Raw genomic sequence first — 25,299 nt, 5'->3', positions numbered from 1 at the left:
CGATCAGTGCGGCGCAGCGGTGCGGATTTCGCCGCTGGCCAGACGCGCGGCACTGTTGCCCAGCGGATCCTCGGCATTGAGGTCGGCGCCCTTGGCTTTTAATGCATCGAGCAATTCCAGACGTTTGAACAGCCCGGCGTACATCGCCGCTGTCTGGCCGGCGCCGTTACGTTGGTCGGGGCTGCAATCGGTGGCCATCAGGCGCCGGGCGATCTGCAACTCGCCTTTGAAAATCGCGCCCATCAGCGCCGTGTTGCCGCGTTGATCCTGCGCACAGGCATCGGCTCCGGCGGCGAGCAGGCGTTCAACCGCCGGCGCCTGACCGTGATATGCCGCCAGAATAAGCGCGGTGTAACCCTTGTTGTCACGGGTATCGAGGGAATAACCGGACTCGATAAACGTCTCGAGCATCGGCACATCGCCGCGCCGGGCGGCATCGAAGTAGTAATCCTGCAACTGCGCCTTGAGCGACTCGGGGCTTTGCTCGACCGGCGCCGCCGACGCTGCGAACGACAGACACGCGGTCAACCATAAAAGACAAATACGCATCGAACTCTCTCCTGAACGCACGCGAGGCCGGAGGGGCCCTCGCGTGCGCCGCATCGCTATCAGTCGGTCAGTTTCGCCGCCAGTGCTTTCACGCGGCCGAGATCGCCCTTGGCCACCTCGGTCACGCCGCTGCCGTACTCAGGGTCGGCCTTGTACAGGAACGACAGAATGATGTGTTTGCTCTCGTCATCGGTGGTAGCCAGCGAGCCGCCGAAGCTGTCAATCAGGTCGCGACGCTCCTGCTTGCTGTACGAGCGATACAGATCACCGGCCTGCTTGAAGTTCTGCTCACGCTGAATCTTCGCCTGCTGGGTGCTACCCGACAGCGCCGACTGGCTGTAACGCGCCGCTGGCGTCTCTTCACGCGGTTGCAGGCGACTTGGCTGGTAATTGACGCCGGACTGGCTGGCGCCGAAGTTCATCGCGCCGTCCTGATTACCATTGTTCACTGCGGTTTTCGGCGCGTTGATCGGCAATTGCAAAGCGTTGGCGCCGAGGCGATACATCTGCGTATCGGCATAAGAGAACACCCGCCCCTGCAACAAGCGGTCTTCCGAAGGCTCGATACCCGGAACGACGTTGGCCGGCGCCATGGCCACTTGTTCGGTTTCCTGGAACACGTTGGCAGGATTACGGTTCAAGACCATTTGTCCCACTTTGCGCTCGGCAATCCCCGGCCAGATCTTGGTTGCATCCAGCGGATCGAAATCGAACGTGGACAAATCCTGCGGCTTGAGAACTTGCACGTACAAGTCCCACTTCGGAAAGTTACCCTTGTTGATATTGCTCACCAAGTCGTTGGTCATGTGACTGTAATCCTGACCCTGAACTTCGCTGACTTGTTTTGGCGTGAGATTCTTGATGCCTTGCAAACTCTTCCAATGAAACTTCACATAGTGAACTTCATTTTTTGCATTGATCAGCTTGTAGGCATGCACGCCATTACCATCCATCTCTCGATAACTGGCCGGCGTGCCGTAGTTGGAATACAACTCGGTCAGTGTGCGGGTGGCCTCGGGTACGTGCGAGAAGAAATCGAACCGGCGCGAATCATCATCGAGGTTAGTGCGTGGGTCGGGTTTGAAGGCGTGCACCATGTCCGGGAATTTGATCGCATCGCGGATGAAGAAGGTCGGGAAGTTGTTGCCGACCAGATCCCAATTACCGTCAGCGGTGTAGAACTTGGTGGCGAAGCCGCGCGGGTCGCGCAGGGTTTCCGGGGAATGGTTGCCGTGCACCACGGCCGAAAAACGCACGAATACTGGCGTGCTCTGACCTGCTGCGAACACCTTGGCCTTGCTCAGGTCGCTGAGGTCGTCGGTCACGGTGAAGGTGCCGTGGGCTCCGGTACCGCGCGCATGCACGACGCGCTCGGGGATGCGTTCACGGTCGAAGCGCTGCAGCTTCTGAATCAGCTGCACATCCTGCAAAAGCACCGGGCCGGTGGCCCCAGCGGTTTGCGAGTTCTGATTGTCACCGACAGCAGCGCCATTATCGCGGGTCAGCGGAGCGGCATTGACCGAGAAGGTCAGCAGGCTGGCGGTGAGGACGCCGAGGGTGCGGCGATGGGGAAAAGCCCCCAGTCCAGGAGTGGTTGTCATCTCAGATTCCTCTGGTTTTATTGGGCGCATCCGGGTGCGCCACACCAAGGCTAGAGGCCTGTGCCGCAGAACATAAATAGAAAGAACATAACGCCACGATTGAAGAATTTGCCTGTGCAATCAGCGATTTAACGCGTATTTCGCGCGCGACTGCTGGCACTTTGCAAACTAATCGTCAATTGATGTGTCGATAAAAACGGGCATTGTAAGAAGGTGTTTCGCGCAATAGGCGTTTCGCTGATTTACACTGCTCACACCAAACTCATCTGTAACAAGGAAATAACTATGGGCGTGCTTAGCGAGTTCAAGGCCTTCGCGGTCAAAGGCAATGTGGTCGATATGGCCGTCGGTATCATCATCGGCGCGGCGTTCGGCAAGATCGTTTCGTCGTTTGTCGGCGACGTGATCATGCCGCCGATCGGCCTGTTGATCGGTGGGGTCGACTTCAGTGATCTGGCCGTCACGCTCAAAGCCGCCCAGGGTGACGCGCCCGCCGTGGTGCTGGCTTACGGCAAATTTCTGCAGACGGTGCTGGATTTCGTGATCGTCGCATTCGCGATTTTCATGGGCGTCAAAGCCATCAACCGCCTCAAGCGCGAAGAAGCCGTCGCACCGACCGCGCCGCCGATCCCGAGCAAGGAAGAGCAACTGCTGGGCGAGATTCGCGACCTGCTCAAGGCGCAGAACGAACGGCCCTGAAGCATTCGCTTCGCAATAAAACGGCACCTGCGGGTGCCGTTTTCGTTACCAGTAATTCTCCACCGCGACCTGCCCCGGCTTGCGCGTCAGGCTCAGGCGCATGTCGCGCTGCTTGAGCAAGGCGCGGGTGTCGTCGATCATCTGCGGGTTGCCGCACAACATTACCCGCGAATGCTCTGGCGAAAGTTGAACGCCTGCCGCTCGCTCCAGTTCGCCATTTTCGATCAGCGTAGTAATCCGGCCCTGCAACGCACCGGGATGCGCTTCACGGGTCACGGTCGGGATGAATTGCAGCTTGTGCGCATGCTCGCTGAGGTAGTCACGTTGCGCCAACCCGGCGATCAACGCCTGATAGGCCAGCTCCCGCGCTTCACGCACGCTGTAAACCAGGATGATGCGCTCGAACTTTTCCCAGACTTCGAAGTCCTGCAGGATCGACAGAAACGGCGCCACTCCGGTACCGGTGGACAGTAACCACAGATCTCGGCCGTCGACAAAGCGATCCAGCGTCAGGTAGCCGAACGCCTGACGCTCGACCATCAAAGTGTCGCCAACCTGGAGCCGGCTCAGCTCACTGGTGAATTCGCCGCCCGGCACGACGATGGAAAAGAACTCAAGAAACTCGTCGAACGGCGACGACACCATCGAGTAAGCGCGCCAGACCGTGCTGCCGTCAGCCTTGGTCACGCCCAGCCGCGCGAACTGGCCGGCGCGGAAGCGAAACCCGGGATCGCGGCTGGTGCGCAGCGTGAACAGATTCGGGGTCAACGGTTGCACATCAAGCAAGGTCTGGGTGGTGTATTTCTCGGCACTGGCAGTCATGAGGCACTCCTTGAGACGATCGGCCTCAGTGTCCCGCAAAACAGGCTCGCCAAACACTCGTGATTGGTAATGATATTCAGGCGATCGCCGCCGCGCGGGCCGGGTTCACCTGACAGCTGAACGCTATCGCGCGGTAATCCTTCAAGTATTTGCGTGCAAAAAAACGTACCATTCAGGCCTCTCCGAGTGATGACGCACACCGCTTGCATCGCAGTCCACTCGGTCGGATCCCGTCGCACGACATGCAGGCAACGGGATATCTGCCGAATAGCCTGAGTCCCCGCCCCATGCCTTTGCTCGAAACACCTTTCGCCCAACTCGACCTGATCCGCCAGCCCGAACAGCAGAATGAACCGCTGCAAGCCTTCGATGCAGCCGACGAATACCTGCTCAATCATCTGGCCGGCGAACAACTGGCAAGCAGCGCCCGCGTGCTGGTGCTCAACGACAGCTTCGGCGCCCTGGCGATCAGTCTGCTGGGCAAGGCCGAAGTCAGCAGCAGCGGCGACTCGTTCCTGGGTTTCGTCGGGCTGGAAAGGAATCTGCTGCGCAACGGCCAGGCGTTCGACGCGATCCGTCCGATACCGGCCAGTGAGCCTCTGGTCGGGCCGTTTGATCGGGTGCTGATCCGGGTTCCCAAGACCTTGGCACTCCTGGAGGAGCAGTTGATCCGCCTGCAAGGACAACTCGCTCCGGGCGCGCAAGTGATCGCCGCCGCCATGATCAAGCATCTGCCGCGTGCTGCCGGCGATCTGCTGGAGCAATACATCGGCCCGGTGCAGGCGTCGTTGGCGGTGAAAAAAGCCCGGCTGCTGATTGCCACGCCTGAAACCAAAGCGCCCGCTACATCGCCCTACCCGACTCGTTATCGCCTCGACGAACCGGCGATCGAACTGCTCAACCATGCCAACGTGTTCTGCCGCGAGGGCCTGGACATCGGCACTCGCGCCTTTCTGCCGCATCTGCCCAACAACCTTGGCAACGCGCGAGTCGCCGACCTGGGCTGCGGCAACGGTGTTCTGGCAATTGCCAGTGCCCTACGGAACCCGGATGCGCATTACACGCTGGTCGATGAATCGTTCATGGCGGTGCAATCGGCTGCCGAGAACTGGCGGGCGGCGTTGGGCGATCGCGAAGTCATCGTGCGCGCTGGCGACGGTCTGGCCGGGCAAGCGCCGCAGTCACTGGACGTGGTGCTGTGTAATCCCCCCTTCCATCAGCAGCAGGTGGTCGGCGACTTCCTCGCCTGGCGCATGTTCCAGCAGGCGCGCGAGGCGCTGGTAGTCGGCGGTGCGCTGTACATCGTCGGCAATCGTCACCTTGGCTATCACAGCAAACTGGCGCGCTTGTTCCGCGGTGTCGAGCAAGTTGCGGCCACGCCGAAGTTCGTCATCCTCAAAGCCCGAAAATAGTACCGGGCATAAAAAACCCTCCGTGAGGAGGGTTGCAACGCCGTACCCGAAGGCGCCGGGGCGGGATGTATCAGTGGGTGGTCAAGCCTGCGGCATTCATGAACATGCGCATCAGGCTGGCGGCGATGAACAGCACGCCCACGCTGCCTACCCAGATCAGGGCCAACCAGCCGAGCCGCTGCCACAGCGGTTTTTTTTCGGCTTCTTCGATGTCGTGCAGGGAATGTTTGCCGGTCATTGTCTTCAAACCTCTTCAAAATTGATGGCGCCGCTGGCGACGCCATCGCGGGCAAGCCCGCTCCCACAGGGTTTCGCTTAGTGGTAACCATCTTCATGGGTGACCTTGCCGCGGAACACGTAGTAGCTCCAGAAGGTGTAACCCAGGATGAACGGGATGATGAACAGTGTGCCGACCAGCATGAAGCCCTGACTTTGCGGCGGCGCGGCGGCGTCCCAGATCGAGATCGACGGCGGCACGATATTCGGCCACAGGCTGATGCCCAAACCACTGTAACCGAGGAAGATCAGCACCAGCGTCAGCAGGAACGGCGTGTAGTTGGCGTTACGTGCCACCGCGCGAATCAGCCCATACAAGGTCACCAGCACGAGAATCGGCACCGGCATGAACCAGAACAGATTCGGCATGCTGAACCAGCGCGAAGCAATTTCCGGGTGCGACAACGGTGTCCACAGGCTGACGATACCGATCACCGCCAGCAGGACGAACGCCAGCGGCCGCGCCAGATTGTGCATTTGTTCCTGCAACTTGCCTTCGGTTTTCATGATCAGCCAGGTGCAGCCGAGCAAGGCATACGCCACTACCAGCGCCGCGCCGCAGAACAGCGTGAACGGCGTCAGCCAGTCCAGTGAACCCCCGGCAAACTGGCGGTTGACCACTGGCAAACCGTCGATGAACGCCCCCAGTGCCACGCCCTGAAAGAACGTCGCCGCGATCGAACCACCGATGAACGCCTTGTCCCAAAGGTGACGTTTTTCATCCTTGGCCTTGAAGCGGAACTCGAACGCCACGCCGCGGAAAATCAGGCCCATCAGCATGAAGATCAGCGGCAGGTACAGCGCCGACAGCACCACCGAATAGGCCAGCGGGAACGCGCCGAACAACGCCGCGCCACCCAGCACCAGCCATGTTTCGTTGCCGTCCCAGACCGGAGCGACCGTGTTCATCATCACGTCGCGATCGGTCTTGCCCGGCACGAACGGGAAGAGAATGCCGATGCCCAGGTCGAAGCCGTCCATGACCACGTACATCATGATGCCGAAGATGATGATCACGGCCCAGATCAGCGGAAGATCAATACCCATGAGTCAAATCTCCTTGGTCAAGCGAGTGTTGTCTTCGTGCTCGCCCTCGGCCGGATCGTCGGCTGCGGACAACGGACGCGCCGGGGTGCGTTTCTTGCCTGGACCACCGTCCGGCGTTTCGCTGCCCTCGCTGATCTTCGGCCCTTTGCGTACCAGACGCATCATGTAGCCGAGACCTGCGCCGAACAGGGCGAAATAGACCACGACGAACATGATCAGGGTGATGCTCATCTGCATGAAGCTGTGGTTGGACGAAGCATCTGCAGTGCGCATCAAACCGTAGACCACCCATGGCTGACGGCCGATTTCCGTGGTGAACCAGCCAGCCAGAATCGCGATCAGGCCCGAAGGTCCCATCCACAAGGCCAGATGCAGGAACGGCCGCGAGGTATACAGCGAGTCGCGCTTGCGCAGCCACAGACTCCACAACCCGGTGAAGATCATCAGGAAGCCGAGGCCGACCATGATCCGGAACGACCAGAACACGATGGTCGAATTCGGCCGGTCTTCGGGTGGAAATTCCTTCAGCGCCGGTACCTGTTTGTCCAGCGAATGAGTGAGGATCAGGCTGCCGAGATAAGGAATCTCCACGGCGAATTTGGTGCGTTCTTCTTTCATGTCCGGCCAGCCGAACAGAATCAGCGGCGTCGCTTCGTCGCCATGGTTTTCCCAGTGGCCTTCGATCGCCGCGATTTTCGCTGGCTGATGCTTGAGCGTATTGAGGCCGTGGAAGTCGCCGATCACTGCCTGGATCGGCGCGACGATCAGCGCCATCCACATGGCCATCGACAACATGGTGCGGATCGCCGGGTTGTCCCTGCCACGCAGCAGGTGCCAGGCCGCCGACGAACCGACGAAGAACGCCGTCGCAACGAACGCGGCAGTCGCCATGTGCATCAGGCGATAAGGGAATGACGGGTTGAAGACAATGGCCAGCCAGTCGGTCGGGATAACCTGGCCGTTGACGATCTCAAAGCCCTGCGGCGTCTGCATCCAGCTGTTGGAGGCGAGAATCCAGAAAGTCGAAATCAGCGTGCCGACCGCCACCATCACCGTCGAGAAGAAGTGCAGGCCGCGCCCGACCTTGTTCCAGCCGAACAGCATCACGCCGAGGAAACCGGCCTCAAGGAAGAATGCCGTAAGCACTTCATAAGTCAGCAACGGCCCGGTAACAGCGCCGGCGAAGTCGGAGAAGCGGCTCCAGTTGGTGCCGAACTGATAGGCCATGACCAGCCCGGAGACCACGCCCATGCCGAAGTTGACCGCGAAGATCTTCGACCAGAAATGGTAGAGGTCACGGTAGGTGTCGTTGCGGGTTTTCAGCCACAGACCTTCGAGCACCGCCAGGTAACTCGCCAGGCCAATGGTGATGGCCGGGAACAGAATGTGGAACGAGATGGTGAACGCGAACTGAATTCGGGCGAGATCGAGAGCCTCTAAACCGAACATATGGCTTCCTCTGTCAGGTAGTACGGGTAGCGGACCCGGAGGCCTGCACCACTGCCCCCACGGATATGGAGTGCGGCGAATTCGGATTCGTTCTTTTTTTACAACCATCGCAACGCAGGGAGTCTGGCCAACTGGCCGTCAGATCAGTTCCGGATGAGGCCTTGATCTGGATCAAGCAACGTTGAAAGAGTAGTCCCATTTTTGCCAACGAACTGCGTGGTCGTTTGCCGCGTGGCAAGTTGTCTCACTCTTTCAGAATCAATCGAATGGCCGACGCGCCTGATCCACGCGGCTTACAAAATCGTTGTCTGGCTGACCGAATTATTTCCAGTAGCAACTTCCTGTTACAGACTGGTGATAATCTCGCCGTTCACTCGTCCAAGACTTGCCTTCAGATGCCCACACCAGCGCCCCTGCTGTTACGTCACCATCGCCCGTTCATGGCCTTCTGGCTGGCGCGAATTTTCACCGCCAGCGGTTTCCAGATGCTCACCGTGGCGATTGGCTGGAATCTTTATCAACTGACCGGCAACGTACTGGATCTGGGCCTGGTCGGGCTGGTCGAATTCGCCCCGCGTGTACTGTTCATGCTGCACACCGGGCATGTCGCCGATCGCTATGACCGGCGCAAGGTCGCCGCGCTCTGTCAGTCGTTGCAGGCATTGATTGCCTTGGCCCTGGCCATCGGCAGTGCGACGGACCATGTCACCCGCGAGATGATTTTTATCCTCGCCTTTCTGCTCGGCGCGGCACGTTCGTTCGAGATGCCGACGACTCAGGCGCTGCTGCCGAGCATCGTCCCCAGCGCGCTTTTCCCCCGTGCAGTGGCCGCCGCGCAATCAGCGCAACAGTCGGCCACCATCGTCGCCCCGGCTCTCGGCGGCTTGCTCTATGCATTTGGCAGCGTCTGGGTCTACGGCCCGACCGTGTTGCTCTACGTGATCGCCTGCTCGCTGATGCTCAACCTGCCGGCGCGCCAGACGCCGTTGAATAAAGGCAAAGCCACGCTGGATTCATTGCTGGCCGGGATTCGCTTCATCCGCAGTCGCCCGGACATCCTTGGCGCGATCTCGCTGGATCTGTTCGCCGTGTTGCTCGGTGGCGCCACGGCGTTGCTGCCGGTATTCGCCAAGGACATTCTGCTGACCGGTCCGTGGGGCCTGGGTTTGCTGCGCTCGGCGCCAGCGGTGGGCGCGTTGCTGATGTCACTGTTTCTGGCGCGATTTGCCGTGGAACGCAATGTCGGCCGGGTGATGTTCACCGCTGTCGGCATCTTCGGCGTCGCCACCATCGCGTTCGGCCTGTCGACCTCGTTCTGGTTCTCGCTGGCGGTACTGGTGGTGCTCGGCGCGGCGGACATGATCAGCATGGTCATCCGCGCCTCGTTCGTGCAGTTGGAAACCCCGGACGAAATGCGCGGCCGGGTCAGCGCGGTCAACGGCCTGTTCATCGGCGCTTCCAACCAGTTGGGCGAATTCGAATCCGGCCTCACCGCCCACTGGTTCGGCACCGTGCCGGCGGTGGTCATGGGCGGGATCGGCACGCTGGTGGTGACGGGAACGTGGATCAAACTGTTCCCGACGTTGGTCAATCGGGACCGGATGCATGTGCCGGTGGAGGAGAAGGTCTGAAACTTTCAAGCCATCAACTCCCCCGCCATCTTCAACCGCAACGCCTTGCCGCCAAGTTGCTCGACCAGGGTCAAGGCAAACTCCAGCGCCGCGCCCGAGCCTTGGGCGGTGATGCAGTTGCCGTCGACCACCACCGGTTGATCAACAAACGTACAGCCTGAGAGTTGGTGGCTGGCGCCGGGCAGGCAGGTCATGCGGCGCTGGCGCAGCACACCTGTAGCTTGCAGCGCGACAGCCGGGGCTTCGCCGATGGCGGCGAACAGTCGGCCGGCGCTGGCTTGATCCTTGAGCAATTGCTGCAAGGGCTGATGCGCCGCCAGATGCTGCGAACCGACGGCGCCGCCCGGCAGGACGATCAGGTCAAAGCTTTGCGCCAGCACATCGACCAGCATGCCATCGGCAGTGAGCCGGGTGCCGCGCGCGCAGGTCAGCATGCGCCGGCCTTCGATGCTGGCGGCGACCACCTCGATGCCGGCGCGGCGCAGCACGTCGATCAGGGTCACGCTTTGCAAATCATCGACGCCCTCGGCGAGGGCAATCAGAGCTCTGGAAGTCATGGGCGCTTTCCGCTGGGTAGTCTGTAAAGCGTAGACAGCTTTGTCCCACCCTGTTCGAAGACAGCCGTTACTTGATGTAAAGCTGGATCGAGAGTGTGTTGCGCGGGGCGTTGATCGAAGTGTTGCTGAAGCTGAAGGTGCCTTCCTGCTTGCCAGCCAGATCGAAGGTATAAAGAGAACCGACGGTTTTGCTGCCAGGCGTGCACTCGGTGAGATTGCCATTATCGAAGGCACACACCGGACCTCGGGTGCCGTTGACCTCGAAGCCATCCAGAGTCACGTGCGGCTGGTTCTGGCCATAGCCGACTTCCAGCACGTAGACCCTGATGTTCGGCCCGCTGTGATTGCATTGGGTTTGCGGTTGGTTATCGGCAATATCCTCCAGGCCGCAGGACGGCGATTGCACCTTGATCACCTTCACTTCGCTCAACGGCGGCGCCGATGCCGCGAACGCCGGGACTGCCACCAGCACTGCTGCAACCAATCCAAAAACTGTTATCCCGCCGTTGCGCATGCCTGCCCACTCCGAAAAATCAGCGCGCAGTATGGCGCAGTTGTCTGCTGCGCAAAACTTCGCCGACGATCGACACCAACATCCGCCAAATTCTTCACGCGGCTGGTATGATGCGCGGCTTTTTCCGGCCCACGACAATTTTCCAGGCGCTTGCGACGGTCTGTGCTTTGCTGTTGAGGTCGATACATTCACGGCGCCATGCGCGCCCCGGGGAGCAGACATGCTGGAAAGGCTGTTTCAACTCAAGGCACACAACACCAACGTGCGCACCGAAATTCTTGCGGGCGTCACGACTTTCCTGGCCATGGCTTACATTCTGTTCGTCAACCCGAGCATCCTCGGCGAGACCGGTATGGACAAGGGCGCGATCTTCGTCGCCACCTGTCTGGCGGCCGCCATCGGTTCGACCGTGATGGGCCTGATCGCCAACTACCCGATCGCCCTCGCCCCTGGCATGGGCCTGAACGCCTTCTTTACCTACACCGTGGTGCTGCACATGGGCCACACCTGGCAGGTGGCGCTGGGTGCGGTGTTCATTTCCGCCGTGCTGTTCTTCCTGTTGTCGATCTTCCGCATTCGGGAATGGATCATCAACGCCATCCCGCTGCCACTGCGCTCGGCGATCGCCGCCGGTATCGGCCTGTTCCTGGCGCTGATCGCCCTGCACAACGCCGGCATTGTGGTCAGCAACCCGGCGACCATGGTAGGCCTCGGCGATCTGACCAAGCCTGCACCGATTCTGGCCACCGTCGGCTTTGCCGTGATTGTCGCGCTCGAAGCGCTGAAAGTGCGCGGCGCGGTGCTGATCGGCATTCTCGCCGTGACCGTCGCCTCGATCGTACTGAACGTCACCGAGTTCGGCGGCATCCTGTCGATGCCGCCGTCGTTGGCGCCGACCTTCCTGCAACTGGACATCAAAGGCGCACTGGACATCGGTCTGGTCAGCGTGATCTTCGCCTTCCTGTTCGTCGACCTGTTCGACAACTCCGGAACCCTGATCGGCGTCGCCAAGCGCGCCGGCCTGATGGGCAAGGACGGCCACATGCCGAAAATGGGTCGCGCGCTGATCGCCGACAGCACTGCGGCCATGGCCGGCTCGCTGCTCGGTACTTCGACCACCACCAGTTACATCGAATCCGCGGCCGGCGTCAGTGCCGGTGGCCGCACTGGCCTGACCGCCATCGTCGTGGCAATCCTGTTCCTGCTGGCGCTGTTCTTCTCGCCCCTGGCGGCCAGCGTTCCAGCCTTCGCCACCGCGCCAGCCCTGCTGTTCGTCGCCGTGCTGATGACATCCGGCCTGGCGGAAATAGACTGGGATGACATCACCGTGGCTGCGCCGGTTGTGATCACTGCACTGGCGATGCCGTTCACCTATTCGATCGCCAACGGCATTGCCTTCGGTTTCATCGCCTGGACCGCCATCAAGCTGCTGTCCGGCCGTGCCCGTGAGCTGAACCCGGCGCTGGTGATTCTGTCGATTCTGTTTGTGATCAAGTTGGGTTGGTTCAACGCATGAGTTTCGATTCCCAAGCCTACGCCGAACAACTCGAAGCCAAGGTCGCGCGCTTGCGTGAGCTGCTGGCGCCGTTCGATGCACCCGAGCCGACGGTGTTTGATTCGCCGTTGCAGAACTTCCGCCTGCGCGCCGAATTCCGCCTGTGGCGCGAGGGTGGCGAACGGCATTACGCGATGTTCTCTCAGGACGACAAGCGAACGCCGATCCTCATCGAGCAATTCCCGATTGCCAGCCTGCGCATCAATCAGTTGATGCCGCAGTTGAAAGCGGCATGGCAGGCCAGTTCGGCGCTGAGCCATAAGTTGTTCCAGGTCGAATTCCTGACCACGCTGGCCGGGGACGCGATGATCACCCTGTGCTATCACCGCCCGCTGGACGAGCACTGGCACGCGGCGGCGACTCGGTTGTCGGCCGATCTCGGCGTGAGCATCATCGGCCGCTCCAAGGGCAGGCGCGAAGTGCTTGGCCAGGATCATGTCGTCGAAAAGCTCGAAGTCGGCGGTCGCACCTTCAGCTATCGCCAGCCCGAAGGCGCGTTCACCCAGCCCAATGGCACGGTGAACCAGAAGATGCTCAATTGGGCATACGAAGCCTTGGGCGATCGCAGCGATGATCTGCTGGAGTTGTACTGCGGCAACGGCAACTTCACCCTGCCGCTGGCGACTCGCGTGCGCAAAGTGCTCGCTACCGAAATCAGCAAGACTTCGGTCAACGCTGCCCTGAGCAACCTCAGCGAAAACGCTGTGGATAACGTCACGCTGGTGCGTTTGTCCGCCGAGGAGCTGACCGAAGCGCTCAACGAAGTGCGCCCGTTCCGCCGCCTGCACGGCATCGACCTGAAGAGCTATGAGTTCGGCAGCGTCTTCGTCGACCCACCGCGCGCCGGCATGGACCCGGACACCTGCGAACTGACGCGGCGCTTCGACAACATCCTCTACATCTCCTGCAACCCGGACACCTTGGCCGCCAACATCGCCCAACTGCACGACACCCATCGCATCACCCAGTGCGCGATGTTTGACCAGTTCCCGTGGACGCATCACATGGAATCGGGTGTGTTGCTGACCCGGCGCTGATTGCGGGTAGTTGAAAAGAGAAAGCCGTCGTGATTGACGGCTTTTTTATGGGCGCTCTAAAAGATCGCAGCCTTCGGCAGCTCCTGCAGATAACCGCGTTCCACATGCAGGAGCTGCCTAAGGCTGCGATCTTTTGATCTGTGCGATTACCGAACATAAAACGCCAAGGTCATTTTTGTTCAATTGACCAATGTAACCACCTGGTACATTTTATCCCCACAGGCTGAAACCTCTCGGCCGATGCCAAAAACAAGAAGTGGAGTTGCCCCATGTCCCCTATCGTTCTGGTGCTTAACGGCCCGAACCTGAACCTGCTCGGCACGCGTGAGCCGGCGACTTATGGTCATGAAACCCTGGCGGATATTTCGGCGCTGTGTGGTCGCGCGGCTGACGAGTTCGGCCTGACGGTAGAATTTCGCCAGACCAACCACGAAGGCGAGCTGCTCGACTGGATTCACGCGGCGCGCGGTCGTTGCGCGGGGATCGTGATCAATCCGGCCGCGTGGACGCATACGTCGGTGGCTATTCGCGATGCCTTGGTCGCCAGTGAGTTGCCGGTGATCGAGGTGCATCTGTCCAACGTGCATGCCCGCGAGCCGTTCCGTCATCACTCGTTTGTTTCCGGCATCGCCACGGCGGTGATGTGCGGCTTCGGCAGCCATGGTTATCGCCTGGCGCTGGAGCATTTCCGCCAGCGGTTGCAGGGATGAAGGCCATGTCACGTTCCAGGGTGATACTCGCCGGGCTGATTGGCGCCGGCATTCAGGCTTCGCGCACGCCCGCCCTGCATGAGCACGAAGGTGATGCGCAGGGCCTGCGCTATCTGTATCAGCTCATCGACCTCGATCAGTTGCGCCTCGACAGCACAGCCCTGCCCGACTTGCTGCAAGCGGCGGAGCGAATGAATTACACCGGGCTGAACATCACCTTTCCGTGCAAGCAGGCAATCATCCCGTTGCTCGATGAATTGTCGCCGGAAGCCCGGGGCATCGGTGCAGTGAACACGGTGGTGCTGAAGGACGGCAAGCGCGTCGGCCACAACACCGATTGCCTCGGTTTCGCCGAGGGTTTTCGCCGGGGTCTGACGGACGCTGCCCGCGAACGTGTAGTCCAGATGGGCGCGGGTGGGGCTGGCGCGGCGGTGGCCCACGCGCTGCTCAGCGAAGGCGTACGGCAATTGACGATTTTTGATGTCGACCGCGAGCGTGCCGAGAGCCTGGCAAACAATCTGAATCAACATTTCGGCCCCGGTCGCGCGCAGGCCGGACGGGATTTGTCCGGGGCGCTGGCGCAGGCCGAGGGTCTGGTCAACACCACGCCGATGGGCATGGCCAAGCTTGCGGGTTCACCGGTGCCGGCCGGGTTGCTGCGCAAGGAAATGTGGGTCGCGGAGATTGTGTATTTCCCGCTGGAAACCGAACTGCTGCGCGACGCCCGTGCCTTGGGCTGCCGCACGCTGGATGGCGGCAACATGGCGGTGTTTCAGGCGGTGAAGGCGTTTGAATTGTTCAGCGGCGTGGTGCCGGATGCGCAGCGCATGCTTGAGCATTTTCAAAGCATGAAGGGTTGAAGAGCAAAAGATCGCAGCCTTCGGCAGCTCCTGCTGGAAACGGTGCAGGCGCTACCGAAGGCTGCGATCTGTTGACTGTCAGGCCTTCAAATAGCGCAACACCGATTCGCAGATCATCTCGCGATGACGCTTCTTGATGGTTTCGTCCGGCAGGTCTATCTGGAAGATCTCACCCAGCGTGTGACGGTTCGACACACGATAGAAACAGAACGAACTGATCAGCAGGTGCACGTCCAGCGCATCGATGCCACGCCGGAACACACCTTCGTCCGCCCCCCGTTGCAGAATCCCGCCCAAGGTGTCGAGGATCGTGTTGTTCAGCGCCTTGATCGCATCGGAGCGCTTTACGTACTCGGCGTTGTGGATGTTTTCGATGCTGACGATGCGCACGAAATCGACGTTGTGATCGTGGTGATCGAAAGTGAATTCCACCAGTCGGCGGATCGCCAGTTCAGGCGGCAGTTCGTCCAGATGCAGACGGTTTTCCGTGCTGCGAATATCGCCGTAGAGTTTCTCCAACACCTCGACGTACAACTGCTCCTTACTGCCGAAGTAGTAATAGATCATGCGCTTGGAGGTGTGGATACGCTCGGCGATCGCGTCGACGCGGGCGCCGGACAGGCCCTGCTGGACGAACTCGACGATCGCCTCCTGCAGGATGTTTTCGCGGGTCTTTTCCGGATTGTTCTTGCGACTCTTGCGCGGCACTGCGTCGGACTCGACAGCAGCGGCGGAAAGTTCTGAATTCATGGTCATCGCGGGCTCACGGCCATCACTGCACAAGCTGGCGATTATGGGCCGCGCGGGACAGTGAAGGAAGCCGCGCAGCCGGTGTTTAATCCCGCGTTTACGAATTCCCTACAACTTCGCCTGCCGCACTGCACCGCTGCGCGATTTCGCCATCGCCGCCAGCCGCACTGCAACGTTGGCCGCGCCGTAGCCGGCATAGCCATTCTTGCGCTGGATGATTTCGAAGAAGAAACGCCCCTCGAACGGCTCGGTGTAGACATGAAACAACTCACCGCCCTGGGCGTCGCGGTCGTAGAGCACGTTGTAATAGGCCAGCTCGCTGAGAAACTCATCGTCGAAATCAAAGCGCGCCGCAAGGTCGTCGTAGTAGTTGAGCGGGATGTCCAGCAGCGGCACGCCGGCCTCTTTGGCGCGACTGACCTGGGCGAAGATGTCGTCACAATCGAAGGCGATGTGGTGCACGCCGGAGCCGCGATAACTCGACAGTGCATGAGAAATAGCGGTGTTGCGGTTCTCGGAAATATTCAGCGGCAGCCGGATCGAGCTGTCGCGGCTGCGCAACGCGCGGCTCTTCACCAGACCGTATGGATCGGGCAGCACCACCTCGTCGTCGGCCTCGAAATCCAGCAGGCTTTTATAGAACAGCACCCAACTGTCGAGGCTGTCGGCCGGCAACGCCGTGGCCATGTGATCGATACGCTTGAGGCCGCCGCTGGTTTGCGCGTCCGGCAACAGATTGAAATCGGTACCGTACACGTCGGCGTCCGCATCGACCAGATAAATCAGGCTGCCGTCCGGTGCACGCACTGCCGCCAGTTCCAGTTCATTCGGCCCGACCAGCCCGCGATAGGGCTGCCCTTTGTAAGCGACCGCACGGGCCAGCGCACTGGCGCTGTCCTTGACTCGCACGGCCGTAGCGCACAGCGATGGGCCATGGGCTTCGAAAAAACTGTGAGCAAACGAATAAGGCTCGGAGTTGAGAATCAGGTTGATATCGCCCTGACGCAGCAGGCTGACATTCTTCGAGCGATGCTGCCCGGCCTTGGCAAAACCCAGGCGTTGCAGCCAGTGACCGAGCTTCGCCCCCAGCGCTTCGTCGACGGCAAACTCAAGAAATTCAACGCCGTTGTATTCGCTGGCCTGCGGCGTTTCGAAAAGAATTTCACGGTGGGCCACCGGCGCCGCTTCCTGCTCAAGACGCTGACGGGTCTTCTCTTCCAGATACAGCAGCGAGCGCAAACCGTCGGCGGCGTTGGCCCGTGGCGGCGCGGCGCGAAAGCCGTCATTGAAGATTTCCAGCGACAGCGGCCCGGTATAGCCACTCTTGATGATCGGCGCGAGGAAGCCGGGCAGATCGAATTCGCCCTGCCCCGGGAAGCACCGGAAATGCCGACTCCACTCCAGCACATCCATGGCCAGGATCGGCGCGTCGGCCATTTGCACGAAAAAGATCTTGTCGCCGGGAATATCGGCGATCGCGCTCGGATCACCCTTCAGCGACAGGGTGTGAAAGCTATCAAGGAGCACGCCGAGGTTGGGGTGATCGGCCTGACGGACGATGTCCCAGACCTGTTGATAAGTGTTGACGTGCCGGCCCCAGGCCAGCGCTTCGTAACCAATCCGCAGACCACGAACAGCAGCGCGTTCGGCCAGCAGCCGCAAATCATCGACGAGGATTTGTTGATCGCCGACACTGTCCGGCGCGGCGTTGCTGCACACCAGCACCAGGTCGGTGCCAAGTTCCTGCATCAGGTCGAACTTGCGCTCGGCGCGCTCCAGGTTGCGGGCCAGGCGATCGCGGCGGCAACCCTCGAAATCACGAAACGGCTGAAACAGGGTGATGGCGATCCCCAGATCGGCGCACATCTGTTTAATTTCCCGGGGGCTGCCGTCGTAGTACAGGAGGTCGTTTTCGAAAATCTCTACGCCGTCGAACCCGGCGGCGGCAATGGCTTCGAGTTTTTCCGGCAGGGTGCCGCTCAAGGAAACGGTGGCAATGGAACGCTGCATGTTTCAACTCCCGGACTGCGCCGCTTTTGTGTAGGAGCTGCCGAAGGCTGTGATCGTTTGATGTTTTTTTCAGATCAAGATCAAAAGATCGCAGCCTTCGGCAGCTCCTACAAGGGAATGGGTTTTTATAGTGAGGGAAATTATTGGCTGCATCCCCGCGCGCAGCAATTTAAAGTGTACTACCCGGTTAGTTTTGCGTGCGATTATCGAACACTAAGGCGATTTGGCGAATTGACGATTTTTTGTTCACTGCCCAACATCGGCTGCACATCGAGTCCGGCCACTAACCACCGGACAAGGTGTTCGACCGTAAAGAACACCAAATAACAAATCCAAAAACGGGTGGAACACATGATTCCTTCACAGACTTCCCGCATGGCTCCGGCCATGAGCACTGCCACGGGTGGCATCGGCGACAAGATCCGCGGCGCCATGGCCGTCGGCAAGACCCGCTGGGGCATGCTGGCGCTGGTGTTTTTTGCCACCACCCTCAACTACATCGACCGCGCCGCCCTCGGCGTCATGCAGCCGATCCTCGCCAAGGAAATGAGCTGGACGGCGATGGATTACGCCAACATCAACTTCTGGTTTCAGGTCGGCTACGCGATCGGGTTTGTCCTGCAAGGGCGACTGATCGACCGGGTCGGCGTCAAGCGCGTGTTCTTCTGCGCCGTGCTGCTCTGGAGCCTGGCCACCGGCGCCCATGGTCTGGCGACTTCGGCAGCCGGCTTCATGGTCTGCCGCTTCATCCTCGGCCTGACCGAAGCCGCCAACTATCCGGCCTGCGTGAAAACCACGCGCCTGTGGTTCCCGGCCGGTGAACGTGCAGTCGCTACCGGCATCTTCAACGCCGGCACCAACGTCGGCGCGATGTTCACGCCGATGCTGCTGCCGCTGATCCTGCATGCGTGGGGCTGGCAGGCAGCGTTCCTGTGCATGGCCGCACTCGGCGGGATCTGGTTGTTGTTCTGGGGCTTGAAGTACTTCAACCCGGAAGATCACCCGACGGTGAAACAGTCGGAACTCGATTACATTCAGCAGGAAATCGAACCGGAACAGGCCCGCGTACCGTTCAGCAAAATCTTGCGCATGCGTGGCACCTGGGCTTTCGCCCTCGCCTACTCGCTGACCGCGCCGGTGTTCTGGTTCTATCTGTACTGGCTGCCGCCGTTTCTCAATCAGCAATACAACCTCGGCATCAACGTCACGCAGATGGGTATTCCGCTGATCATCATCTACGTCACGGCTGACTTCGGCAGTGTCGGCGGCGGGATTCTGTCCTCGTTCCTGATCGGTCGCGGCATGAACTCGATCAAGGCGCGACTGCTGTCGATGTTGCTGTTTGCCTGCTGCATCATCGGCGTGGTGATGGCCGCAGGCTCGGCGAATCTGTGGGTGGCGGTGGCGGCGATCTCGCTGGCGATCGGTGCGCACCAGGCCTGGACCGCGAACATCTGGAGCCTGGTGATGGACTACACACCCAAGCACATGATGAGCACAGTGTTCGGCTTCGGCGGCATGTGCGCGGCGATCGGCGGGATGTTCATGACCCAGATTGTCGGCCACATCCTCACCGTCACCCACAACAACTACACCGTGCTGTTCACGCTGATCCCGGCGATGTACTTCCTCGCACTGACGTGGATGTACTTCATGGCACCGCGCAAAATTCCTGCCGTTACCGAATAACCTGCCTGCATCGCTTCTGTAGGAGCTGCGGAACGCTGCGATCTTTTGATCTCGCTGTTGAAGATCAAAAGATCGCAGCCTCGTTTCACTCGTCAGCTCCTACAAGGGATTTTTGCTTTTCCTCAGCGCCGGCTCTGCTGCCAATCCGCTGCACCAGAGATTCCTGCCGTTAGCGAATAACCTGCCTGCATCGCTTATGTAGGAGCTGCGGAACGCTGCGATCTTTTGATCTCGCTGTTGAAGATCAAAAGATCGCAGCCTCGTTTCACTCGTCAGCTCCTACAAGGGATTTTTGCTTTTCCTCAGCGCCGGCTCTGCCGCCAATCCGCTGCACCAGAGATCCTGCCGTTAGCGAATAACCTGCCTGCATCGCTTCTGCAGGAGCTGCGGAACGCTGCGATCTTTTGATCTCGCTGTTGAAGATCAAAAGATCGCAGCCTCGTTTCACTCGTCAGCTCCTACAAGGGATTTTTGCTTTTCCTCAGCGCCGGCTCTGCTGCCACGCTGCCGCCAATCCGCTGCAGCAAATCACCGCAATACCAATCACGGTCAAGCCGCTCGGTGTGTGATTGAACAGCAGCCAGCCCAACAACCCCGCGAAGACGATCTGGCAGTAGCCGAACGGCGCCAGCAATGCCGGTGCGGCGTGGCGAAAGGCTTGGGTCAGGAACAGATGCGCTGTCATCCCGCAGCTGCCCAGCGCCAGCATCAGCGCGGCATGAGTCCACGTCGGCACTTGCCAGAAGAACGGCACCAGCGCGCTCATCACCAGGGTATTGCACAGGCCGGCGAAGAAGTTGCTGGTGGTCGGGCTGTCCACTTCGGCGAGCTTGCGCGTCAGCAACTGGTAGAAGCAGAAAAACAGCGCCGAGCAGAACGGCAGCAGGATCGCCGGGGTGAACAGTTCGCCCCCCGGGTGGACGATGATCAGCACGCCGATGAAACCGCAGATCACCGCGATCCATTGCCCGCGCGTCACCCGTTCCTTGAGCAGTGGCACCGACAATGCGGTGACCAATACCGGCGCGAGAAAGTTGACCGCCGTGGCTTCCGCCAGCGGGATGTACAGCAGCGCCGTGGTGAAAAACAGACTGGTGCCGAGCAGGCACAGGGCACGGGCGAGCTGCCATAGCGGCTTTTTGGTGCGCAGCACACGCAGGCCGGACTGCGGCAAAAAAATCCCCGCCATCAACAGGGTGTGCACCACATAGCGCGCCCACACCACCATCACGATCGGATAAAAACCGGAGAGGTATTTCGACAACGCGTCGTGGCTGGAAAACAGGAACGTCGCCACGACAATCAGCAGGATCCCCTTGAAGGGCTGGTTGACACCGGAGAGCGGGGTGCTGACGGTCATTGGCAATCTCTGAAAAAAAACCGGGCGAACGTTCGCGCTGGCGGCAATCGTTGTGGCAATCATAGTCGGCTGAGCTTTCAGCAAACGCACAGGTTGCAATCCTGTTCGCCGGGAAACTGCCGTTGAGTACAACCGTGACGCAAGATTCCCGCCACTTCGGCGCCAGGCAAGTGTGCAACATCACAGACTGCTGTCGAAACAGCCGGTTCATGAATTCGGCGGAAGAAATTCCTCTCGGGATTGAATTTGCCGCCGGGTCAACCGTCAATACCAAGCCCGCACTACACCAGCGCGCGTAATTGGACGGACGACCGGACTGGCGCCACACTCACACAGCGGCAACACTCATCAGCACCAGACTCATCACCCGTAATAAAAGAGGATTCCCACATGCTATGGAAAAAAGGCCGACGCAGTGACAACGTCGTCGACGCCCGGGGTGATGATGCCGGCGGTGGCGGCGGCATGCGCTTCGGTGGCGGCAAGGGCCTGAGCCTGACCGCCATCGTGCTGATCGTCGGCATCGGCTGGCTCACCGGCCAGGACCCTATGCAGATCCTCGGTCAATTGACCGGGCAGATGGAGCAACCAGCGGCCACTTCGCAAACCCGTCAGGCGCCGCCGGCCAATGATGAACAGGCCGAATTTGTCCGTTCGATCCTCGGCGACACAGAAGATACCTGGGGTCCGATCTTCCAGCAGGCCGGGCGCCAATACAAAGACCCGACGCTGGTGCTCTTCAGCAACCGGGTGAACTCGGCATGCGGCATGGCCACTTCTGCCACCGGCCCGTTTTATTGCCCGGCCGACCAGAAGGTCTATCTGGACATGGCCTTCTTTCAGGAAATGTCGCAGCGTTTCAAAGCCGCCGGCGACTTCGCTCAGGCTTACGTGATTGCACACGAAGTCGGCCACCATGTGCAGACGCTGCTTGGCGTCTCGGCGAAGATGCAGACGGCGCGCCAGCAAGGTCGGCAAATGGAAGGCGACGGCGGCTTGCTGGTCCGCCAGGAATTGCAGGCTGACTGCCTCGCTGGTGTCTGGGCGTACAACGCTCAAAAGCGCCTGAACTGGCTGGAACCGGGCGACATCGAAGAAGCCTTGAACGCCGCCAACGCCATCGGCGATGATCGCTTGCAGCAACAGGGCCAGGGCCGTGTAGTCCCGGACTCGTTTACCCACGGTACGTCAGCGCAAAGGGTGCGCTGGTTCAAAACCGGATTCGCGCAAGGCCAGGTAAGCCAGTGCGACACCTTTGCGGCGAAAACCCTGTAAATGCATAAATGGCTTGTGGCGTTACTGTTCATCGCCGGCACCGCGCAAGCGGCCGGCGTCGATGCGATCAGCCCCGGTCGCTTGCAGCTGAAGGCCGGGGAAATGGCGGTGGGGATCGGCCCGGCGCCGGAGAAGATCGAGCGTGTACTGATCGTCATTCACGGTCGCCTGCGCAACGCCGAGACCTACCGCAAAAGCGCGCAAAGCGCCGCCGAACTTGCCGGGCAGACCGCGCACACGCTGGTGATCGCTCCGCAGTTTCTCAATGAAAGTGACGTCACCCTATATTCCTTGCCGCCGACGGTGCTGCGCTGGCAGGGCGACGAATGGATGGGCGGCGGCTTGTCCATCGGGCCCAATCCGCTCAGTTCCTATGCAGCACTGGATGAAATCGTCGCGCGGCTCAGCGATCGCAAACAGTTTCCGGACGTGAAGCAGATCGTGATCTTCGGCCACTCCGGCGGGGGTCAGGTGGTGCAGCGTTACGCCCTGCTGGCCAAAGCTCAGCCAGCGCTCAAGGCCAACGGCATTCGCTTGCGCTATGTGGTGGCCAATCCCTCTTCCTATGCCTACTTCAACGAACAGCGGCCAGTGGCATTCGATCACGCGCAATGCCCGGGCTTCAATCGCTGGAAATACGGGCTGGCGGACATGCCGGTGTATGCCGGCGGGCAAACGCCGTTGCAGGTTGAGAGCGCTTACGTCAAACGCGAGGTGATTTATCTGTTGGGGCAGCAGGATGTCGACCCGGAACATCCGGCGCTGGACAAGAGCTGCGCGGCCGAGGCGCAAGGGGCTTACCGCTTGATGCGCGGGAAGCTGTATTTCGGCTACTTATTGCGTCGGCACCCAGAAGGGGTCAATCAACGGCTGATTGAAGTGCCAGGGGTCGGGCATGACGGGGATGGCATGCTGACTTCGGCGGAGGGGCAGAAGGCTTTGTTTGACCAATAGGTTTTGCGTTGAATGTGCCGGCCTCTTCGCGAGCAAGCCCGCTCCCACATGGGTGCTGTGCCTTGCACAAAATATCTGCGCACTGAAGATCCAATGTGGGAGCGGGCTTGCTCGCGAAGGCGCCCGGTCAGGCAATGAAATCTCAACCCTGAAGCATCCGCCGCAACTCAACACAATCCTTTGCATGCCAATCGGTCAATTCCGGCCACGGATTGTCCGGCAGATTCACCAGCACCGTCCGCGCGCCCGCCGCTCGGCCGCAATCGAGATCAAAGCGGTAATCACCCACCATCACCATGTCACTGGCCGGCACCTGCCAGGCCTCGGCCAGTTTCAGCAAACCGCCGGGATGCGGCTTCGGCGGTGCTTCGTCGCGACCCAGCACATCCTCGACCGCAAAGCAGTCAGCCAGGCCGATCGCCTCCAGCGTCACGTGCGCCAACTCACGCGCATTGCGCGTGAGAATGCCGAGGCGATAACCGCGCGCATGCAGGTCGCGCACCAGCTCCACCGCGCCGGTGGCCGGGGTCGAGCCCAATGCCAGATCGCGCTCATGCTCAAGCAACCAGGCATGCTTGGCCGCTGCTTCATCCGCTGGCAATGCAGCGAGATGGGTGAGGATGTCGTCCTCCGGAGGAATCGCCAACGCCACGCGAATCGCCGCGAAATCATGCACGGCGACAGTCAGCGTGCCGTCCATGTCGAACACCCAATGACGAACCTCGGTCAGGCTCATGCCCAGTCCTTGCGATGGCGGATCAGACCTTCCTGAGTCACCGAAGCGACCAGTTGCCCGGCACGGTTGAACACGCTGCCACGGGAAAAACCACGGGAGTTGCCGGCCCATGGGCTGTCCATCGCGTAGAGCAACCAGTCATCGGCGCGCAGATCATTGTGGAACCACAGCGCGTGATCGAGGCTGGCGACCTGCATGTCTTTCTGCCAGACCGACTTGCCGTGGGGCAGCATCGACGTGGTCAGCAGACCGAAGTCCGAGGCATAGGCCAGCAGGTATTTGTGCAGCGCCGGGATGTCCGCCAGGGCGCCATCGGCGCGGAACCACACATATTTCACCGGATCGGCCGGCTGCGGGTTGTACGGGTCTTTTTCGGTGACCGGGCGTACTTCGATCGGTTTCGGGCACAGCAGTTTTTCACGCATGTGCTCGGGAATCAGGTGCGCGCGCTGCTGGGTCAGTTCCAGCTCCGAGGGCAGGTTTTCCGGGCCGACCACCGCTGGCATCTGGCCCTGATGCTCGAAGCCTTTTTCGTCGTACTGGAATGAAGCACTGCAGGTGAAGATCGGGTGGCCCTTCTGGATCGCCGTCACACGGCGGGTGCTGAAGCTGCCGCCATCGCGCACGCGATCAACCGAATAGACCACCGGCAACTTGGCATCGCCCGGGCGCAGGAAATAACCGTGCAGCGAATGCACATGGCGCGCCTCCTCCACTGTCTGACTGGCCGCCGACAGCGACTGGCCGAGCACCTGACCGCCGAATAACTGGCGGAACCCCAGATCCTGACTGCGGCCACGGAACAGGTTTTCTTCGATCGGCTCCAGGGTCAGCAAATCGACCAGATCTTCCAGCACTTGGCTCATTCAGACTCTCCTCACACAAAGCAATGGGCGCGCAGTCTTGGCTGCGGCGGACGATTCAGGTTCTGGCACGGGCCAAATACGATGGCGGCCATTGTAAACGTCCGTGTCGGCTTATTCATGCAAGGTTTGCAGCCATTGTTCGCGGCTGATGCGATACAGGACATGGCGGCGCAACGGGTGATCGAGCGCTAGCTTGGGGTGATCGAAATCGTCCTGCGGATCGTGGTGCATGCCAATCGCCTGCATGACCTTCTCTGATTGCGCATTCTGCCCGGCGGTAAACGAGACGATTTCCTCCAGTTTCAACTGGTCGAAACCCGCGCGCAGTGCGGTCCACGCCGCTTCGCTGGCGTAACCCAGGCCCCAGTGTTCCTTAGCCAGACGCCAGCCGATCTCCACCGCCGGGGTAAACGGCGCATCGAAGCCGACCACGCCCAACCCGGTGAAACCGATGAACTCGCCCGTGTCCTTGCGCTCCAGCGCCCACAGGCCAAAGCCGTGCTCGGCAAAATGTCCGCGCACGCGGCCGATCAATGCGGCGCTTTCCAGCCGGGTCAACGGCGCCGGAAAGTAGCGCATCACCTGCGGATCGGCGCACATCGCGGCGAATGCCGGCAAATCCTCGTCCTGCCACTGACGCATCAACAACCGCGCGCTTTGCAACTCCAGTATCGGCTCCATCGTCCCCTCCATTTCCATGCCGTTGAGTCTACATCGCTGGTAGGATCGTTCATTCTTTCCTCAGTTCTGGCGACCATGGATCGTCTGAAGCGGGCAGCCGACTTCCTCCGTCCGCAAACGCTTTGCAACGACAGATTCACGCGAGTCAAAGACCGTAGGCTTATCGAACATTTGAAACGAGGCGAGTTTCCTCGGGAAGACCAGTGGCATCCGGGATCGTGACCAGAGCTGAAGGAGCGATAGCGCAGGCAACACTTTT

Annotated in this window: 25 protein-coding genes; 10 read left to right on the top strand and 15 right to left on the bottom strand. The window is 60.5% G+C overall.

The genetic code is table 11. From position 1 onward, the window contains the following. Positions 1-3: 3 nt before the first annotated feature. Both ACP7D9_RS17995 and katB read right to left on the bottom strand, forming a co-directional pair. Complete coding sequence (locus ACP7D9_RS17995) at positions 4-549, bottom strand: ankyrin repeat domain-containing protein (protein WP_313005418.1); 546 nt, start codon at positions 547-549, stop codon at positions 4-6. 59 nt (positions 550-608) lie between these two features. Further along, positions 609-2,150, bottom strand: a complete 1,542-nt coding sequence (katB, locus tag ACP7D9_RS17990; protein WP_101158807.1) for a catalase KatB — start codon at positions 2,148-2,150, stop codon at positions 609-611. 285 nt (positions 2,151-2,435) lie between these two features. Here katB and mscL point away from each other — a divergent pair, with 285 nt between their 5' ends. Next, complete coding sequence (gene mscL / locus ACP7D9_RS17985; RefSeq protein WP_024014404.1) at positions 2,436-2,849, top strand: large-conductance mechanosensitive channel protein MscL; 414 nt, start codon at positions 2,436-2,438, stop codon at positions 2,847-2,849. Positions 2,850-2,894: 45 nt separating this feature from the next. Here the strand turns inward: mscL and ACP7D9_RS17980 are convergent, their stop codons facing one another. After that, the gene (locus ACP7D9_RS17980; protein WP_313005421.1) at positions 2,895-3,671 is read right to left on the bottom strand and encodes a ferredoxin--NADP reductase; all 777 of its coding nucleotides are present in this window, start codon (positions 3,669-3,671) and stop codon (positions 2,895-2,897) included. Between the two features lie 287 nt (positions 3,672-3,958). Between ACP7D9_RS17980 and ACP7D9_RS17975 the strand changes: the two genes are divergently transcribed. Further along, a complete protein-coding gene (locus tag ACP7D9_RS17975; protein ID WP_426158903.1) occupies positions 3,959-5,083 on the top strand; it encodes a methyltransferase in 1,125 nt (374 codons plus the stop codon). Positions 5,084-5,153: 70 nt separating this feature from the next. Here the strand turns inward: ACP7D9_RS17975 and ACP7D9_RS17970 are convergent, their stop codons facing one another. From ACP7D9_RS17970 to ACP7D9_RS17960, 3 genes are all read right to left on the bottom strand, one after another. After that, positions 5,154-5,321 (bottom strand): DUF2474 domain-containing protein, encoded by a 168-nt coding sequence (locus tag ACP7D9_RS17970; RefSeq protein WP_016773090.1) that lies wholly within the window; start codon positions 5,319-5,321, stop codon positions 5,154-5,156. Between the two features lie 77 nt (positions 5,322-5,398). Further along, positions 5,399-6,406 (bottom strand): cytochrome d ubiquinol oxidase subunit II, encoded by a 1,008-nt coding sequence (gene cydB, locus ACP7D9_RS17965; protein WP_101158810.1) that lies wholly within the window; start codon positions 6,404-6,406, stop codon positions 5,399-5,401. A gap of 3 nt (positions 6,407-6,409) precedes the next feature. Then, positions 6,410-7,855: a cytochrome ubiquinol oxidase subunit I gene (locus tag ACP7D9_RS17960; RefSeq protein WP_101158811.1), complete on the bottom strand. Its 1,446-nt coding sequence runs from the start codon at positions 7,853-7,855 to the stop codon at positions 6,410-6,412. A gap of 395 nt (positions 7,856-8,250) precedes the next feature. Between ACP7D9_RS17960 and ACP7D9_RS17955 the strand changes: the two genes are divergently transcribed. Next, positions 8,251-9,486 carry an MFS transporter gene (locus tag ACP7D9_RS17955; RefSeq protein ID WP_101158812.1) on the top strand — a complete coding sequence of 412 codons (1,236 nt, stop codon included), beginning with the start codon at positions 8,251-8,253 and terminating at the stop codon, positions 9,484-9,486. A 5-nt stretch (positions 9,487-9,491) separates the two neighbouring features. Here the strand turns inward: ACP7D9_RS17955 and ACP7D9_RS17950 are convergent, their stop codons facing one another. Further along, positions 9,492-10,043, bottom strand: coding sequence for a DJ-1 family glyoxalase III (locus ACP7D9_RS17950; protein WP_101158813.1), 552 nt, complete (start codon positions 10,041-10,043; stop codon positions 9,492-9,494). 67 nt (positions 10,044-10,110) lie between these two features. Next, a complete protein-coding gene (locus tag ACP7D9_RS17945; protein WP_426158899.1) occupies positions 10,111-10,557 on the bottom strand; it encodes a DUF4879 domain-containing protein in 447 nt (148 codons plus the stop codon). Positions 10,558-10,777: 220 nt separating this feature from the next. On the opposite strand from ACP7D9_RS17945, the gene ACP7D9_RS17940 reads away from it, so the two are divergent. From ACP7D9_RS17940 to ACP7D9_RS17925, 4 genes are all read left to right on the top strand, one after another. Next, positions 10,778-12,073, top strand: a complete 1,296-nt coding sequence (locus tag ACP7D9_RS17940) for an NCS2 family permease (RefSeq protein ID WP_313005435.1) — start codon at positions 10,778-10,780, stop codon at positions 12,071-12,073. Beyond that, positions 12,070-13,149 carry a tRNA (uridine(54)-C5)-methyltransferase TrmA gene (gene trmA, locus ACP7D9_RS17935; RefSeq protein ID WP_426158897.1) on the top strand — a complete coding sequence of 360 codons (1,080 nt, stop codon included), beginning with the start codon at positions 12,070-12,072 and terminating at the stop codon, positions 13,147-13,149. The genes ACP7D9_RS17940 and trmA overlap by 4 nt, the downstream gene beginning before the upstream one ends. A gap of 269 nt (positions 13,150-13,418) precedes the next feature. Then, positions 13,419-13,859 carry a type II 3-dehydroquinate dehydratase gene (gene aroQ / locus ACP7D9_RS17930; RefSeq protein ID WP_426158895.1) on the top strand — a complete coding sequence of 147 codons (441 nt, stop codon included), beginning with the start codon at positions 13,419-13,421 and terminating at the stop codon, positions 13,857-13,859. A gap of 5 nt (positions 13,860-13,864) precedes the next feature. After that, positions 13,865-14,719 carry a shikimate dehydrogenase gene (locus ACP7D9_RS17925; protein ID WP_426158893.1) on the top strand — a complete coding sequence of 285 codons (855 nt, stop codon included), beginning with the start codon at positions 13,865-13,867 and terminating at the stop codon, positions 14,717-14,719. A 78-nt stretch (positions 14,720-14,797) separates the two neighbouring features. Here the strand turns inward: ACP7D9_RS17925 and ACP7D9_RS17920 are convergent, their stop codons facing one another. Then, the gene (locus ACP7D9_RS17920; protein WP_101158818.1) at positions 14,798-15,475 is read right to left on the bottom strand and encodes a TetR/AcrR family transcriptional regulator; all 678 of its coding nucleotides are present in this window, start codon (positions 15,473-15,475) and stop codon (positions 14,798-14,800) included. Between the two features lie 102 nt (positions 15,476-15,577). Further along, positions 15,578-17,479: a 3-dehydroshikimate dehydratase QuiC gene (quiC, locus tag ACP7D9_RS17915; protein ID WP_426158891.1), complete on the bottom strand. Its 1,902-nt coding sequence runs from the start codon at positions 17,477-17,479 to the stop codon at positions 15,578-15,580. Positions 17,480-17,830: 351 nt separating this feature from the next. Here quiC and ACP7D9_RS17910 point away from each other — a divergent pair, with 351 nt between their 5' ends. Next, on the top strand, positions 17,831-19,168 hold the full coding sequence (locus ACP7D9_RS17910) for an MFS transporter (RefSeq protein WP_313005444.1): 1,338 nt from the start codon (positions 17,831-17,833) through the stop codon (positions 19,166-19,168). Between the two features lie 265 nt (positions 19,169-19,433). Here the strand turns inward: ACP7D9_RS17910 and ACP7D9_RS17905 are convergent, their stop codons facing one another. Beyond that, positions 19,434-19,616 carry a hypothetical protein gene (locus ACP7D9_RS17905; RefSeq protein WP_426158888.1) on the bottom strand — a complete coding sequence of 61 codons (183 nt, stop codon included), beginning with the start codon at positions 19,614-19,616 and terminating at the stop codon, positions 19,434-19,436. A 33-nt stretch (positions 19,617-19,649) separates the two neighbouring features. Further along, positions 19,650-20,528 carry a DMT family transporter gene (locus ACP7D9_RS17900; protein ID WP_016773077.1) on the bottom strand — a complete coding sequence of 293 codons (879 nt, stop codon included), beginning with the start codon at positions 20,526-20,528 and terminating at the stop codon, positions 19,650-19,652. Between the two features lie 390 nt (positions 20,529-20,918). On the opposite strand from ACP7D9_RS17900, the gene ypfJ reads away from it, so the two are divergent. Together ypfJ and ACP7D9_RS17890 are read left to right on the top strand one after the other, a co-directional pair. Beyond that, entirely contained in the window at positions 20,919-21,803 is an 885-nt protein-coding gene (ypfJ, locus tag ACP7D9_RS17895) for a KPN_02809 family neutral zinc metallopeptidase (RefSeq protein ID WP_073475567.1), read from the top strand. After that, positions 21,804-22,757 (top strand): alpha/beta fold hydrolase, encoded by a 954-nt coding sequence (locus tag ACP7D9_RS17890; protein WP_101160531.1) that lies wholly within the window; start codon positions 21,804-21,806, stop codon positions 22,755-22,757. It begins immediately after the preceding gene. A 142-nt stretch (positions 22,758-22,899) separates the two neighbouring features. On the opposite strand, the gene ACP7D9_RS17885 is transcribed toward ACP7D9_RS17890, so the two are convergent. From ACP7D9_RS17885 to ACP7D9_RS17875, 3 genes are all read right to left on the bottom strand, one after another. Continuing rightward, complete coding sequence (locus tag ACP7D9_RS17885) at positions 22,900-23,493, bottom strand: HAD family hydrolase (RefSeq protein WP_122747545.1); 594 nt, start codon at positions 23,491-23,493, stop codon at positions 22,900-22,902. Next, complete coding sequence (tesB, locus tag ACP7D9_RS17880) at positions 23,490-24,359, bottom strand: acyl-CoA thioesterase II (protein ID WP_101160533.1); 870 nt, start codon at positions 24,357-24,359, stop codon at positions 23,490-23,492. The genes ACP7D9_RS17885 and tesB overlap by 4 nt, the downstream gene beginning before the upstream one ends. Positions 24,360-24,470: 111 nt before the next feature. Further along, entirely contained in the window at positions 24,471-25,040 is a 570-nt protein-coding gene (locus ACP7D9_RS17875; protein WP_024014420.1) for a GNAT family N-acetyltransferase, read from the bottom strand. Positions 25,041-25,299: the final 259 nt, after the last annotated feature.

The sequence above is a fragment of the Pseudomonas sp. TSRC2-2 genome (assembly GCF_049897785.1).
Lineage (GTDB): Bacteria > Pseudomonadota > Gammaproteobacteria > Pseudomonadales > Pseudomonadaceae > Aquipseudomonas.
Note: the sequence above shows the minus strand (reverse complement) of the source record. Positions and strands in the feature narration are given on the sequence as shown.

Excerpts from the sequence above, each read along its gene's own strand:
- ACP7D9_RS17925 (WP_426158893.1), top strand. The coding sequence starts at position 13,865 with ATGTCACGTTCCAGGGTGATACTCGCCGGGCTGATTGGCGCCGGCATT.
- ACP7D9_RS17890 (WP_101160531.1), top strand. The coding sequence starts at position 21,804 with ATGCATAAATGGCTTGTGGCGTTACTGTTCATCGCCGGCACCGCGCAA.
- ACP7D9_RS17955 (WP_101158812.1), top strand. The coding sequence starts at position 8,251 with ATGCCCACACCAGCGCCCCTGCTGTTACGTCACCATCGCCCGTTCATG.
- quiC (WP_426158891.1), bottom strand. The coding sequence starts at position 17,479 with ATGCAGCGTTCCATTGCCACCGTTTCCTTGAGCGGCACCCTGCCGGAA.
- ACP7D9_RS17875 (WP_024014420.1), bottom strand. The coding sequence starts at position 25,040 with ATGGAGCCGATACTGGAGTTGCAAAGCGCGCGGTTGTTGATGCGTCAG.
- ACP7D9_RS17940 (WP_313005435.1), top strand. The coding sequence starts at position 10,778 with ATGCTGGAAAGGCTGTTTCAACTCAAGGCACACAACACCAACGTGCGC.
- ACP7D9_RS17975 (WP_426158903.1), top strand. The coding sequence starts at position 3,959 with ATGCCTTTGCTCGAAACACCTTTCGCCCAACTCGACCTGATCCGCCAG.
- ACP7D9_RS17950 (WP_101158813.1), bottom strand. The coding sequence starts at position 10,043 with ATGACTTCCAGAGCTCTGATTGCCCTCGCCGAGGGCGTCGATGATTTG.
- cydB (WP_101158810.1), bottom strand. The coding sequence starts at position 6,406 with ATGGGTATTGATCTTCCGCTGATCTGGGCCGTGATCATCATCTTCGGC.
- aroQ (WP_426158895.1), top strand. The coding sequence starts at position 13,419 with ATGTCCCCTATCGTTCTGGTGCTTAACGGCCCGAACCTGAACCTGCTC.
- katB (WP_101158807.1), bottom strand. The coding sequence starts at position 2,150 with ATGACAACCACTCCTGGACTGGGGGCTTTTCCCCATCGCCGCACCCTC.
- ACP7D9_RS17995 (WP_313005418.1), bottom strand. The coding sequence starts at position 549 with ATGCGTATTTGTCTTTTATGGTTGACCGCGTGTCTGTCGTTCGCAGCG.
- ACP7D9_RS17900 (WP_016773077.1), bottom strand. The coding sequence starts at position 20,528 with ATGACCGTCAGCACCCCGCTCTCCGGTGTCAACCAGCCCTTCAAGGGG.
- trmA (WP_426158897.1), top strand. The coding sequence starts at position 12,070 with ATGAGTTTCGATTCCCAAGCCTACGCCGAACAACTCGAAGCCAAGGTC.
- ACP7D9_RS17980 (WP_313005421.1), bottom strand. The coding sequence starts at position 3,671 with ATGACTGCCAGTGCCGAGAAATACACCACCCAGACCTTGCTTGATGTG.
- mscL (WP_024014404.1), top strand. The coding sequence starts at position 2,436 with ATGGGCGTGCTTAGCGAGTTCAAGGCCTTCGCGGTCAAAGGCAATGTG.
- ACP7D9_RS17885 (WP_122747545.1), bottom strand. The coding sequence starts at position 23,493 with ATGAGCCTGACCGAGGTTCGTCATTGGGTGTTCGACATGGACGGCACG.
- ypfJ (WP_073475567.1), top strand. The coding sequence starts at position 20,919 with ATGCTATGGAAAAAAGGCCGACGCAGTGACAACGTCGTCGACGCCCGG.
- ACP7D9_RS17910 (WP_313005444.1), top strand. The coding sequence starts at position 17,831 with ATGATTCCTTCACAGACTTCCCGCATGGCTCCGGCCATGAGCACTGCC.
- ACP7D9_RS17945 (WP_426158899.1), bottom strand. The coding sequence starts at position 10,557 with ATGCGCAACGGCGGGATAACAGTTTTTGGATTGGTTGCAGCAGTGCTG.
- ACP7D9_RS17970 (WP_016773090.1), bottom strand. The coding sequence starts at position 5,321 with ATGACCGGCAAACATTCCCTGCACGACATCGAAGAAGCCGAAAAAAAA.
- ACP7D9_RS17960 (WP_101158811.1), bottom strand. The coding sequence starts at position 7,855 with ATGTTCGGTTTAGAGGCTCTCGATCTCGCCCGAATTCAGTTCGCGTTC.
- ACP7D9_RS17920 (WP_101158818.1), bottom strand. The coding sequence starts at position 15,475 with ATGACCATGAATTCAGAACTTTCCGCCGCTGCTGTCGAGTCCGACGCA.
- tesB (WP_101160533.1), bottom strand. The coding sequence starts at position 24,359 with ATGAGCCAAGTGCTGGAAGATCTGGTCGATTTGCTGACCCTGGAGCCG.